9 protein-coding genes and 2 pseudogenes are annotated in these 12,964 nt (G+C 59.9%); 6 read left to right on the top strand and 5 right to left on the bottom strand.

The window, feature by feature from the left end; all coding sequences use genetic code 11:
- The first annotated feature begins 71 nt into the window (after positions 1 to 71).
- Positions 72 to 494 carry a c-type cytochrome gene (locus KGA81_RS04365; RefSeq protein WP_108217220.1) on the top strand — a complete coding sequence of 141 codons (423 nt, stop codon included), beginning with the start codon at positions 72 to 74 and terminating at the stop codon, positions 492 to 494.
- Between the two features lie 249 nt (positions 495 to 743).
- Positions 744 to 2,669 (top strand): acetyl-CoA hydrolase/transferase C-terminal domain-containing protein, encoded by a 1,926-nt coding sequence (locus KGA81_RS04360; RefSeq protein ID WP_223544722.1) that lies wholly within the window; start codon positions 744 to 746, stop codon positions 2,667 to 2,669.
- 104 nt (positions 2,670 to 2,773) lie between these two features.
- Here KGA81_RS04360 and KGA81_RS04355 read toward each other — a convergent pair whose 3' ends face one another.
- Both KGA81_RS04355 and rep read right to left on the bottom strand, forming a co-directional pair.
- Positions 2,774 to 3,346, bottom strand: a complete 573-nt coding sequence (locus tag KGA81_RS04355) for a xanthine phosphoribosyltransferase (RefSeq protein ID WP_223544721.1) — start codon at positions 3,344 to 3,346, stop codon at positions 2,774 to 2,776.
- A gap of 55 nt (positions 3,347 to 3,401) precedes the next feature.
- On the bottom strand, positions 3,402 to 5,411 hold the full coding sequence (gene rep, locus KGA81_RS04350) for a DNA helicase Rep (RefSeq protein ID WP_007975144.1): 2,010 nt from the start codon (positions 5,409 to 5,411) through the stop codon (positions 3,402 to 3,404).
- A 264-nt stretch (positions 5,412 to 5,675) separates the two neighbouring features.
- On the opposite strand from rep, the gene KGA81_RS04345 reads away from it, so the two are divergent.
- Positions 5,676 to 7,349, top strand: a complete 1,674-nt coding sequence (locus KGA81_RS04345) for a putative bifunctional diguanylate cyclase/phosphodiesterase (protein WP_223544720.1) — start codon at positions 5,676 to 5,678, stop codon at positions 7,347 to 7,349.
- Between the two features lie 27 nt (positions 7,350 to 7,376).
- Here the strand turns inward: KGA81_RS04345 and KGA81_RS04340 are convergent, their stop codons facing one another.
- A complete protein-coding gene (locus tag KGA81_RS04340) occupies positions 7,377 to 8,774 on the bottom strand; it encodes a NorM family multidrug efflux MATE transporter (RefSeq protein ID WP_223544719.1) in 1,398 nt (465 codons plus the stop codon).
- A gap of 157 nt (positions 8,775 to 8,931) precedes the next feature.
- Here KGA81_RS04340 and KGA81_RS04335 point away from each other — a divergent pair, with 157 nt between their 5' ends.
- On the top strand, positions 8,932 to 9,852 hold the full coding sequence (locus KGA81_RS04335) for a LysR substrate-binding domain-containing protein (protein ID WP_223544718.1): 921 nt from the start codon (positions 8,932 to 8,934) through the stop codon (positions 9,850 to 9,852).
- 104 nt (positions 9,853 to 9,956) lie between these two features.
- Entirely contained in the window at positions 9,957 to 11,171 is a 1,215-nt protein-coding gene (locus KGA81_RS04330; protein ID WP_223544717.1) for an aldose 1-epimerase family protein, read from the top strand.
- Positions 11,172 to 11,228: 57 nt separating this feature from the next.
- Here the strand turns inward: KGA81_RS04330 and KGA81_RS04325 are convergent.
- Both KGA81_RS04325 and KGA81_RS04320 read right to left on the bottom strand, forming a co-directional pair.
- A pseudogene (locus KGA81_RS04325) lies at positions 11,229 to 12,488 on the bottom strand (YifB family Mg chelatase-like AAA ATPase); the annotation flags it as partial.
- A 127-nt stretch (positions 12,489 to 12,615) separates the two neighbouring features.
- Positions 12,616 to 12,786, bottom strand: coding sequence for a hypothetical protein (locus tag KGA81_RS04320; RefSeq protein ID WP_223544716.1), 171 nt, complete (start codon positions 12,784 to 12,786; stop codon positions 12,616 to 12,618).
- A gap of 71 nt (positions 12,787 to 12,857) precedes the next feature.
- Here KGA81_RS04320 and KGA81_RS04315 point away from each other — a divergent pair.
- Positions 12,858 to 12,956: pseudogene (locus KGA81_RS04315) on the top strand (addiction module antidote protein, HigA family); the annotation flags it as partial.
- Between the last annotated feature and the right edge of the window lie 8 nt (positions 12,957 to 12,964).

Here is a 12,964-nt window from a genome sequence, read left to right as displayed (position 1 = left end):
TTGCGCCCGCCTGCGAACCGTGGCCGTAGGCGTGACTAGCCACCATTGAGGGTGAACGCGTGAACCTAATTATGAAAATGCTGGCTGCACCAGCAACCGTATTGGCCCTATGGGCAGTCAGTGTCAGCGCTCAGGCTGCGACCAACGACGAAATCGCCAAACGCCTTGAGCCAGTCGGCCAGGTTTGTGTTCAGGGTAAAGAGTGCAAAGGGATGGAAGTAGCCACTGCCGCTGGCGGCGGTGGCGGTGCAAAAACTCCGGATGAAGTGATTGCAAAACATTGCAATGCTTGCCACGGTTCAGGCCTGTTGGGCGCGCCGAAAATCGGTGATGCCGCTGCCTGGAAAGAGCGTGCCGATCACCAGGGCGGCCTCGATGGCATCCTGGCCAAAGCCATTACCGGTATCAATTCGATGCCGCCAAAAGGCACCTGCGCCGATTGCTCCGACGCCGAGCTCAAAGGCGCCATCCAGAAGATGTCCGGCCTGAAATAAGCCTGAGTCTTCCTGCTGAAAAGCCGCTTTCGAGCGGCTTTTTTGTGCCTGCGATCTCGATAAACGCCGCTGATCCCTGTAGGAGCGAGCTTGCTCGCGATGGTCGCCAACGATAACGCGGCGAACCTGATACCCCGCGGCGTCTGTGAATCCTTCGCGAGCGAGCTCGCTCCTACAGGGCTGTTCATTGCGGCAAAGACCCGGCAAGCTCGGAGCAACCCCAATTCATGGAACGTGAGGGAGGATCCGATGGTTCAGTTGTGCTCTATCGAGCAGGCGGTCGATGACGTCCTGGCACGGTTGCCGCTCCACATTCACATGGGCCTGCCCCTGGGCCTGGGCAAACCCAATCACTTCGTCAACGCGTTGTATCGACGTATTGCTCAGTTGCCCGAGCGACGACTGACGATCTACACCGCGTTGTGCCTGGGCCGCCCGCCCCTGGGCGACGGATTGCAAAAGCGCTTCCTCGAACCCTTTCTCGAACGGGTGTTCGGCGATTATCCCGAGCTGGATTTCCTCGCCGACCTGCGTCGCGACCAGCTGCCGTGCAACATCCGCATCCAGCAATTCTTCATGCAGCCCGGCAGTCTGCTCAACAGTGCCACGGCGCAGCAGGACTACGTCAGCAGCAACTACAGCCATGCGGCGCGAGACATCAACGCCGCCGGATTGAACCTGGTGGCGCAATTGGTGGCCATCGATGCCGAACATCCCGACCGCTTGAGCCTGAGCTGCAACCCGGACATCACCCTCGACCTGCTGCCGATGATCGCCAGGCGCCGCACCGCCGGCGAAACCATCCTGATGGTCGGCCAGGTGCACAACGATCTGCCTTACATGCCCGGCGATGCGGAGCTCGGCATCGACACCTTCGACATGCTGATCGACCAGAAGGACAACACCACGCTGTTCTCCACGCCGAACATGCCAGTGGGGTGTCAGGACCATTTCATCGGCCTGCACGCCAGCACGCTGGTGCGTGACGGCGGCACCCTGCAGATCGGCATCGGCTCCATGGGTGATGCGCTGACGGCGGCGCTGCTGGCGCGGCAGGCTGACAACGACGGGTACAGGGCTTTGCTGGCGGACGTAAACCTCAGCCACTGGGTGCAACTGATCGAGCGCGAGGGCGGCATCGAACCGCTCGCCAGAGGCCTGTATGGCTGCAGCGAAATGTTCGTCAACGGCTTATTGGTATTGGCCGATGCCGGGATCGTGCGGCGCAAGGTTTACCCGGACGTGGCGACCCAGCAGCGGGCCAATGCCGGCACTCTCGACGAAGCCGCGCAAACCGACGGCATCTCGGTGCATGGCGGTTTTTTCCTCGGGCCACGCAGTTTCTATGAACGCCTGCGGGAGTTGACCCAGGGCAAGCGGCTCGAGTTCAACATGACCCGCATCAGCTACATCAACGAGCTGTACGGCCAGGAAGAACTCAAACGCTTGCAGCGCCTCGATGCGAGATTCATCAACACGGCCTTCACCGTGACGTTGCTGGGGGCCGCCGTGGCGGATCAGCTCGAAGACGGACGTGTGCTCAGCGGCGTAGGCGGGCAGTACAACTTCGTGGTTCAGGGCCATGCACTGCAAGGCGCGCGATCGGTGTTGTTGCTGCGCAGCTGGCGTGAATCCGGCGGCGACGTCAGCTCGAACATTGTCTGGGAGTATGGTCACTGCACGATTCCCCGGCACTTGCGGGACATCGTGGTCACCGAGTACGGCATCGCCGATCTTCGCGGCAAGACCGATGCGGCGGTGATCGAGGCCTTGCTCAATATCAGCGACTCGCGTTTTCAATCGGGATTGATCGAGCAGGCGCAGAACGTCGGCAAATTGCCCAGGGACTTCCGTCTGGATCCGCGCTTTACCGATAACAGTCCGCAGCGGTTACAGGCGATTCAGGCACGGCATCCGCAGCTGTTTGCGGAGTATCCGCTGGGCTGTGATTTCACCGAGGTCGAGCGTGATCTGTTGCGGGCGCTGAACTGGCTCAAGAGCAAGTTCAAGCTGAGCGAGGTGCTGGAATTGGGCAAGGCAGCGCTGGATGCGCCGGAGGCGGCAGCGTTCCCGGAGCATCTGCAGCGCATGCAACTGGCCAACCCGGAAGGCTTGATGGAAGACCTGTTTCAGCGCTTGCTACTGACCGGCCTCAAGGCTACCGATCCCCTGTAGGAGCTGGCTTGCCAGCGAAGGCGGTGCGACAAACAACAAAGATGTTGGATGTGATGGCCTCTTCGCTGGCAAGCCAGCTCCTACAGGGGAATTGCGGTGTGGCGTTACTTGATGAAGGTCACAACGCCGCCAGCCAGCGACTTCACACGAGCCAGGGACTCTACGCGATAACCCTGCGAGTCCAGCTCCGCACGGCCGCCCTGGAATGACTTCTCGATCACGATGCCCAGGCCCGCCACGGTAGCGCCGGCCTGTTTGATGATCGAAATCAGTGCCTGGGACGCCTTACCGTTGGCCAGGAAGTCATCGATGATCAGCACACGGTCGCTGCTGGTCAGGTGGCGCGGGGAGATCGCGACGGTGCTTTCGGTCTGCTTGGTGAACGAGTACACGGTCGCCGACAGCAGGTTTTCGGTCAGGGTCAGGGACTGGTGCTTGCGGGCGAAAATCACCGGCACGCCGAGGTTCAGGCCGGTCATGATCGCCGGTGCGATGCCCGAGGCTTCGATGGTGACGATCTTGGTGATGTCCGAATCCTTGAACAGCGTGGCGAATTCGTCGCCGATCAGCTTCATCAGGGCCGGGTCGATCTGGTGGTTCAGAAAGGCGTCGACTTTCAGGACCTGGTCGGAAAGCACGATGCCTTCTTCGCGAATTTTCTTGTGCAGGGCATCCATGAAGCTGTCCTCTGTTGGCGCCTGTGCGCCGAAGGTCATATAAAAGTGGTCAATTCTAGCGCTTTAACATCGCGCGTATATCCGCCAATGCGTTGTTGCCGCGCACGGCTTTGACTTCGGTCGGCGTGTCGTCGTTGCCTTCCCAGGCCAGATCGTCCGGCGGCAGTTCATCGAGGAAGCGGCTCGGCGCGCAATCGATGATCTCGCCGTACTGCTTGCGCTTGGCAGCGAAGGTGAAGGCCAGAGTCTGGCGCGCGCGGGTAATGCCCACGTAGGCCAGGCGACGTTCTTCTTCGATGGTGTCGGCTTCGATGCTGGAGCGGTGCGGGAGGATTTCCTCCTCCATGCCCATGATGAACACATAGGGGAACTCCAGGCCCTTGGAGGCATGCAAGGTCATCATCTGCACGCCTTCGGCGCCGTCTTCCTCTTCCTGCTGACGCTCGAGCATGTCGCGCAGCACGAGTTTGCCGATGGCATCCTCGACGGTCATCTCGCCTTCTTCGTCTTTCTCCAGGGTGTTCTTCAGCGCCTCGATCAGGAACCAGACGTTACCCATGCGGTAGTCGGCGGCCTTGTCGCTGGAGCTGTTGGTGCGCAGCCAGTTCTCGTAGTCGATGTCCATGACCATGCTGCGCAGGGCCGAGATCGGGTCTTCGCCGGCGCACTGCTCGCGCACCCTGTCCATGAAGCGTTTGAAGCGCGACAGGCGATCGGTGAAACGCGAGTCCAGATGCTCGCCCAGGCCGATTTCGTCGGTGGCGGCGTACATCGAGATCTTGCGCTCGGTCGCATAGTTGCCCAGCTTCTCCAGCGTGGTCGAGCCGATCTCGCGGCGCGGCACGTTGATCACCCGCAGGAAGGCGTTGTCGTCGTCCGGGTTCACGATCAGGCGGAAGTAGGCCATCAGGTCTTTCACTTCCTGGCGTCCGAAAAAGCTGTTGCCGCCGGACAGGCGATACGGCACCTGGTGATGCTGCAACTTCAGTTCGATCAGCTTGGCCTGGTAGTTGCCGCGATAAAGAATCGCGAAATCGCTGTAGGGGCGATCGGTGCGCAAGTGCAGGCTGAGGATTTCCATGGCCACGCGTTCGGCCTCGGCATCCTCGTTGCGGCAACGGATCACACGGATCTCGTCGCCGTGACCCATTTCACTCCACAGCTGCTTTTCGAATTCGTGGGGGTTGTTCGAAATCAGCACGTTGGCGCAGCGCAGGATACGACTGGTGGAGCGGTAGTTCTGCTCCAGCATCACTACTTTCAAGGACGGGTAGTCTTCCTTGAGCAGCATCAGGTTTTCCGGGCGGGCACCACGCCAGGCGTAGATCGACTGGTCATCGTCACCTACCACGGTGAACTGGTTGCGTTTACCGATGAGCATTTTCACCAGCAGGTACTGGCTGGCGTTGGTGTCCTGGTATTCATCGACCAGCAGGTAGCGCACCTTGTTCTGCCACTTTTCCAGGATGTCGGCGTGCTCTTCGAACAGCTTCACCGGCAGCAGGATCAGGTCGTCGAAGTCCACTGCGTTGAACGCCTTGAGCGTGCGCTGATAGTGGGTGTAGACGATGGCGGCAGTCTGTTCCTTGGGGTTGCGCGCGTTTTCCAGGGCCTGGGCCGGCAGGATCAGGTCGTTTTTCCAGGCGCCAATCATGTTCTTGATCTCGTCGACGCCGTCGTCGCCCGAGTACTCCTTCTGCATGATGTCGGTCATCAGGGCTTTGACGTCAGTCTCGTCGAAGATCGAGAAGCCCGGTTTGTAGCCCAGCCGCACGTGTTCCTTGCGGATGATGTTCAGGCCCAGGTTGTGAAACGTGCAGACCGTCAGCCCACGACCTTCACCGGCACGCAGCAGAGTGCCAACCCGTTCCTTCATCTCGCGGGCAGCCTTGTTGGTAAAGGTCATGGCGACGATGTACTGGGCGCGAATGCCGCAGTTCTGGATCAGGTGCGCGATTTTGCGCGTGATCACGCTGGTCTTGCCGGAGCCGGCGCCGGCGAGCACCAAAAGAGGGCCGCCGACGTAGCTCACGGCTTCTTGCTGCCGGGGATTGAGTCGGGACATAGGTAAATTCAGGAGTCAGTCACAAAATGGGCCGGCATTTTAACAGGCTCAGCAAATTGTGCTGCTCTGTCCGACTTGTGACGTACCACGCTATCTGTAATTGCCGGTTTTGTTACTTTCACGCAGGATGCGTAATGAATTTGCGGCTAATGTTCGTAATTCCAGATGCAAAGGGCCCGATTTGATAACTGATGTCATTGTCATTAGTTATCGGAACGGCATAATGCCCGTCGCCTACATCTTTGCAGAGTCTAGGGAGCTAGCTTGTCTACGCCTGTCGAACCCTTGCGTTTGCTGCTACTGGCTCAAGAGCCAGCGTGGGCAGCGTTGTTGCGCGAGTGTCTGGCTCCTATGGGGAACTCGGCCGTGCTCATCAGTGCGCCGAGTTGGGAGTCGGTCAGCAGCCTGTTCGATGACAACCGCAGCGCGGTGTTATTGACCATCCCGCAACTTCAACCGGCGCCGGGCCGTTGCAGCCTGCCGACGGTGTTGCTGCTCGACCATGAACCGCTGACCTCGCCTGACGGTGTGAGTGACTGGCTGGTGCGCGATCTGCTCGATACCGGCATGTTGCGCCGCTGTCTGCGCCATGTGCGCGAGCGTGGCGTCCTGGAAAACACTCTGCAACGCCTGGCCGAGCAAGATCCGCTCACTGGCATCGCCAATCGCCAGGGTTTCCAGACCCTGCTGACCGCGCGGCTGGCGGAAAACGACGGGCGCGGCCTGGCCCTCGGTCATCTCGACCTCGACAACTTTCGTTATGCCAACGATGCCCTTGGCCATCAGGCCGGTGACCGTTTGATCCTGCAAGTGGTGGCGCGGCTCAAGAGCCAGCTCGAGGCTGGTGATCAACTGGCGCGCCTGGGCAGCGATGAATTCGCTTTGCTGATCGACACACGTCGCGCTCCCCAGCGTGCCGAGTGGATGGCCGAACGCATCAGCGAAGCATTAGCCGAGCCTTATTGGGTCGACGGCGAAAGCCTGCTGATCGGTTCCAGCCTGGGCATCGCCTACGCCCGGGCCCAGACCGATGCGGATCCGCTGATGTGGCACGCACATATCGCCATGCAGCAGGCCAAAAGTACCCAAGGCTGCACCTTTCACATTTTCAACGAGCGCATCAACCGTAATGCCCGCAGCATTGCCGACCTCGAAACCGAGCTGCGCCGGGCGTTGCGCCGCGATGAGCTGGAGCTGCACTACCAGCCACGGCTGAACCTCGCAGACGGGCAAATCGTCGGCCTCGAAGCCCTGGTGCGCTGGCGGCATGCCGAGCGCGGTTTGCTGCCGCCGAGTGAGTTCGTGCCGCTGGCTGAGCAAAGTGGTCTGATCGTCCCGCTGGGCTACTGGGTGATTTCCCGGGCCTTGCGCGACATGCAGGCGCTGCTTGAGCTGGGATTGCCACCGTTGCACATGGCAATCAACCTGTCGTTCCGGCAGTTCCAGGACAGTCAGTTGCTGTCGACCCTGAGTCGCCTGATTGCCGAGCGTGGCGTCGAGGCGCAGTGGCTGGAATTCGAACTGACCGAAACCGCCGTGATGCGCCGCAGCGATCTGGTCAAGCAGACCATGGACGCTCTCGGGCGTCTGGGTGTGCGCTTCTCCCTCGACGACTTCGGCACCGGTTTCTCGTCCTTCGTGCACCTAAACAGTCTGCCGATCACCTTGCTGAAGATCGACAAGAGCTTTGTCGGCGGCATGGAACTGCGTGAGGAAAACCGCAAGCTGGTCCACGCGATGATCAACCTGGCGCACAACCTCAACCTCGAGGTGGTCGCCGAAGGTGTGGAAACGCCGGAGCAACTGGATCTGCTGCGTGGGTTTGAATGCGATCAGGTGCAGGGATATCTGATCAGCAAGCCATTGCCGTTGGCCGAGTTGGTGGAATATCTGATGTTTGATTCCCGTCAGCAGCCGGTGCTCGAAGTGGTGGTTTAACCACCACCGCACCTTGCAGGAGCTGGCTCAATCCGGCTGAGCGACGGTGAAACCGTTCTTTTGCGCTGGCTCCCGTCGAATCATCCGCTTCATCTTCCACTCAAACCCCAGCGTCAGGCTCACCGCCGCGCACGCCAGCCCCAGGGCCAGGCCCCACCAGACACCTGTTGGCCCCCACTGCCAATGGAACGCCATCCACCACGCCGCCGGTGCGCCGACCAGCCAATAGCAACCCAGGCCGACGAGGAAAGTGGTCTTGGCATCCTTGAGTCCGCGAATGCAGCCCATGGCAATGGTTTGCACGCCATCGAACAGCTCGAACCAGGCCGCCACCGCCAACAGGCTCACGGCAAGGTTGATGACATCGCGAAACGCCGGGTCGTTGTGATCGAGGAACAGGCCGACCAACTGGTTCGGCAACAGCCAGAAGACCATGGCGAAACACAGCATCGCCGCCGCTCCGAAGGCAATACCGACTCGCCCGGCCAGCCGCGCATCCAGCAGTTGCCCGGCACCATAGTGCTGGCCGATGCGCATGGTGATGGCATAAGAAATACCCGCCGGGACCATGAATGCCACCGAAACGATTTGCAGCGCAATCTGGTGCGCCCCCAACTGCGTGCTGCCCATGGTACCCATGCACAATGCGGCGAAGGCAAACAGCCCGACTTCCACCGCGTAGGTGCCACCAATCGGCAAGCCCAGGCGCCACAGCTCCTTCAGGTACTGGCGGTTCAGCCGCGACAGGCCCTGACGCAACGGATAGGCCTCATAAGCCGGATGCCGCCGAATGTGCCACGCCAGTGCAAGTGCCATGAGGTTGGCGACAATCGCCGTGACCAGCCCGATACCCATCAGCCCGAGTTTCGGCAGGCCGAACATCCCGGTAATCAGCGCATAGTTGAGCAGGAAGTTGGCCACGGTTCCACCCAGGCTGATAACCATCACCGGTGTCGCACGGCCAATGGCACTGGTGAATCCGCGCAGGGCCATGAAGCTCAGGTAGCCGGGCAGGGCGAACGGCAGGAAGATCAAAAACTGCCCGGCCATCTGGACGTTGCTTTCGGTCTGGCCGAACAGCAGCAGCACTGGTTTGAGGTTCCACAGCAGCAAACCGGCGGCCAGCGCCATCAGCCATGCCAGCCACAACCCGGCCTGGGTCAGCCGGGTAGCCCCGACAATATCGCCGGCACCCTGACGGATCGCCACCAGTGTGCCGACCGCCGCAATCACGCCGATGCAGAAAATCGACACGAACGAATAGGTCGCCGCACCGAGCCCGCCACCGGCCAGTGCTTCGGGACTCAGGCGCGCCATCATCAGGGTGTCGGTGAGGACCATCAGCATGTGCGCCAGCTGCGAGGCAATCAGCGGCCCTGCCAGCCGCAGGATGGCCCGGAGTTCAGTACGTGCTGGATGCTGCATGATCATCACGCTCGATTGTCAGAGAAAACAGGAAGCGTCGATTCTCGGCGCTCTGCGGGGTTTGCACAAAGGGATAAAAAGGATGGGTGGCATGATTAAAACTCATGTGAGAGAGTTTCCGATAAGTTGAAGCAATCGCGCTGTAGGAGCTTTCCTGATGTCTCGTCGTCTTCCTCCCTTGTATGCCCTTCGAGCATTCGAAGCGGCGGCGCGGCATAGCTCGTTCACTCGCGCCGCCGAAGAACTGTCGATCACTCAAAGTGCAGTCAGCCGACACATTCGTACGCTCGAAGAGCATTTCTCCTGTCGGCTGTTTCATCGCAGCGGGCGCAACCTGCAACTGACCGAGTCGGCGCGGCTGATCCTGCCCGGCATACGCGAAGGTTTCACTGCCCTTGAACGGGCCTGCAATACCTTGCGCGCCGAGGACGACATCCTGCGCATGAAAGCCCCGTCGACCCTGACCATGCGTTGGCTGTTGGCGCGGCTCAGTCGTTTTCGGCACCTGCGACCGGGGAACGAAGTGCAATTGACCAGCGCCTGGATGGACGTCGATACGGTGGACTTCAACCACGAACCCTTCGACTGCGCGGTCATTCTCAGCAACGGGCATTTTCCACCGGACTGGGAGGCTACTTGCCTGTTTCCCGAAGAGCTGATCCCGGTGGGCGCGCCGAATCTTCTGAAGGATCAACCGTGGGACGTTGCACGTCTGGCCAGTACCGAGCTGTTGCATCCGACTCCGGACCGCCGTGACTGGCGCAACTGGCTGGAACGCATGGGCCTGACCGATCAAGTCTCGCTCAAGGGCGGGCAAGTGTTCGATACGCTGGAGCTGGGCATGATCGCTGCCGCTCGAGGTTACGGCGTGTCCATGGGCGATTTGCTGATGGTGGCGGAGGATGTTGCGCAGGGACGTCTGAGTTTGCCGTGGCCGACCGCCGTCGCCAGTGGTGAGCATTATTACCTGGTCTGGCCAAAAACCCGCCCCGGCGGTGAGCGTTTGCGTCGCCTCAGCGATTTCCTGCAAGGCGAGGTCCGGGCCATGGAGTTACCGGATGTCGAACGCCTGGGCTGAATCGACTATCTCTTGCATTTTCTGTCGCTTTCTTGATTTTTAAGCTTGCTGAAACGTTTCTTCAAGTCTATAAAAATGGCACAAATCCAAGAAAGGCTGCTGCCATGACCCCGCTCAAACTCTTCGTTGCCCTCAGCGCACTGTCCGCTGCCTCCCAAGCCCTGGCCTGGGATTACGTCCTGCTTGACACCGATAAAGCCGCCCAGAACTGGCAGATCACCAGCCAGCAACTCGGCGTAAAAACCGACAAACCTTTCAGCGTGACCCTGCGCACCTTGCATGGCGGTCGGCAGGAAGGCGTCAGCATCGTCGACATCGATAACGGCACGATGAAACTTTCGGTAGTTCCAACTCGCGGCATGAACGTCCTGCAGGCCTCGGTGGGTAACGTGCGCATGGGTTGGGATTCGCCAGTCAAGGAAGTGGTCAATCCGTCCTTCATCGAACTCAACGGCCGTGGTGGCCTGGGCTGGCTGGAAGGCTTCAATGAGCTGGTCACCCGCTGCGGCTATGAATGGGTCGGCCACCCCGGCATCGACAACGGCGAACTGCTGACCCTGCACGGTCGCGCTGCCAATATCCCGGCCAACAAAGTCACCCTGCACATCGATGAAAAACCGCCGTACGCCATCAGCCTGCGCGGCGAGCTGAAGGAGCAGGCTTTCAAGAAAGTCGACTTCTCGGTCGCGACCGAACTGGTCACCGAGCCCGGCAGCGTAGCGTTCGCCCTCAACGACACCCTGACCAACAACGGCGACTATCCGAAGGAATACCAGGCGCTGTATCACAGCAACTTCAGCACGCCATTCCTGGAGCAGGGCGCCCGCTTCGCCGCGCCGGTGAAACAGGTGTCGCCGTTCAATGATAAAGCCAAAAGCGATTTGCCGGACTGGCAAACCTATCGCGCACCGACCAAGGACTACGACGAAACGGTTTACAACGTAGTGCCGTATGCCGATGCCAAGGGCGATACGTTGACCGTGCTGCATAACAAGGCCGGCAGCCTGGGTGTCTCGGTCGGCTTCAACACGCAAACACTGCCGGTGTTCTCCCTGTGGAAAAACACCGATACCCAAGGCCAGGGCTATGTCACGGGGCTGGAGCCGGGAACGAGTTTTTCCTACAACCGCCGGTATCAGCGGCCACTGAACCTGGTGCCGACGATTGAGCCCACGGAGCAGAAGCAGTTCCGTATCAGCTACAGCTTGCTGGCGGATAAGGCGGCTGTGGATAAGGCGCTGAAGCAGGTGAGCGAGATTCAGGGTGGGCGGGAGACTGAGGTGCGGCAGACGCCGTTGGTTGACCTTACCAAGGGTTGATTTTCGCCATCTTTTCGAAAAGCCGCTTATTGGTCGAAAAAAACTTACAAATTTGAGCTACTGGCTTGTCGGCCGATATTGCAGCGCTTCGGCCAAATGCTCACGGGTGATGCCATCGACTTGCTCAAGGTCCGCAAGAGTGCGCGCTACTTTGAGCAGTCGATGGGCCGCTCGCAGTGACAAGGTCAGTCGTTCACACGCCGTCTCCAGCCACGTTTCGTCTGTTATGGATAACTTGCAGTGTCTGCGCAGGCCCGGCAAGTCGAGAAAGGCATTGGCACAGCCTTGGCGCTTTTGTTGCCGTTCTCGTGCATCGGCAACCAGCTCGGCGGCAGTGGCAGTGTCGTCGCCGGGTTTCAACGCAGGATTTAACGCAGTGGCTTCGCGAGCAACCGTCAGGTGCAGATCAATACGATCCAGCAGTGGCCCCGACAATTTGTTGCGATAGCGCTGAACCATGTCCGGTGTACAGGAGCAACGGCCGCTCGGTTCGCCAAGATATCCACAGGGGCAGGGATTCATCGCGGCGACCAATTGAAAACGTGCCGGGAAGCGTACGCGGTCCTTGGCGCGGGAAATCACGATGTGGCCGGATTCCAGTGGCTCTCTCAGTACCTCCAGTACCTTGCGATCAAATTCCGGGAGTTCATCGAGGAACAGCACGCCATGGTGGGCGAGGGTGATTTCGCCGGGTTGCGGTTTCGAACCGCCGCCCACCAGTGCCGGTCCAGAGGCGGAATGGTGCGGTTGTCGGAAGGGGCGCTGTGGCCAATGGCTCAATGGCACACAGCTGGCGACCGATTGAATCGCCGCGACTTCCAGTGCTTCGTTCTCGGCCAGGGGTGGCAGCAGCCCTGGCAATCGGCTCGCCAATAACGTCTTGCCTGTGCCCGGTGGCCCGCTGAACAGCAGGTTATGCGCACCCGCTGCCGCAATCAGCAGTGCGCGTTTGGCTGCCATTTGCCCCTGAACTTCGTTCAAGTCGGGATAGGGTTTGCTGGCGTGGAGCAAACCATTGGAAACGTAAGGCTCGATGGGTGTGTGCCCATTGAAATGCGCCACTGCCTGCAGCAGATGGTCCACTGCGATGACCTTCAACCCCGACGCCAGGCAGGCCTCCTCGGCATTCGCCTGCGGCACCATCAACCAGCGCCCGGCCTTGCGCGCCGCCAATGCCGCCGGCAGCACCCCGCGGACCGGCCGCACTGCACCGGAAAGCGCCAGCTCCCCCAGACACTCCACATCATCCAGAGTCAGCGTCGGCACCTGCACGCTGGCCGAGAGAATCCCCAGGGCAATCGCCAGGTCGAATCGACCAAGTACAGGTTAGTTGATTATCTATGGACACTGGCTGTATGCGTTGGTTTTAGAGGATGTTGCGAGCTATCGCCGGACGGACGGGCAGAAAAAAACCGCCATTCAGGCGGTTCTTTGGTAGACAGTTTCAGGCTCTTTTACCGGCAAGTAAGCCCGGAGGTTCAAGGTCTTTGCCGTGAGCGGCAGCGACATCAAGAAATCGTTGTTGATTGGCTGAAATCTTGCCGCCTAGCCGAAGTGCTTCAGCATGATATTGAATGATGAGTAAAAGCTTGGCTTTTCGCTTTCTTTGAATCATGGACACCTCCTGTGCCTGGGAGTGAGATCGATACTATTAATCGTCCAGGTAAATGACAAGTCGATTGTCCGGCGCAAAAGCTATCCATCCACCTGAACACCACCCCCGAGTTCTGGCTGAATCTGCAATCGACCTACGAGTTGCGCTCAGCCCAGATCGAGCGTGGTTGAACGTTAAA

Origin of the sequence: Pseudomonas sp. A-B-19 (genome assembly GCF_019947515.1) — a bacterium.
GTDB lineage: Bacteria > Pseudomonadota > Gammaproteobacteria > Pseudomonadales > Pseudomonadaceae > Aquipseudomonas.
This window is presented reverse-complemented; position numbering and strand designations above follow the sequence as displayed.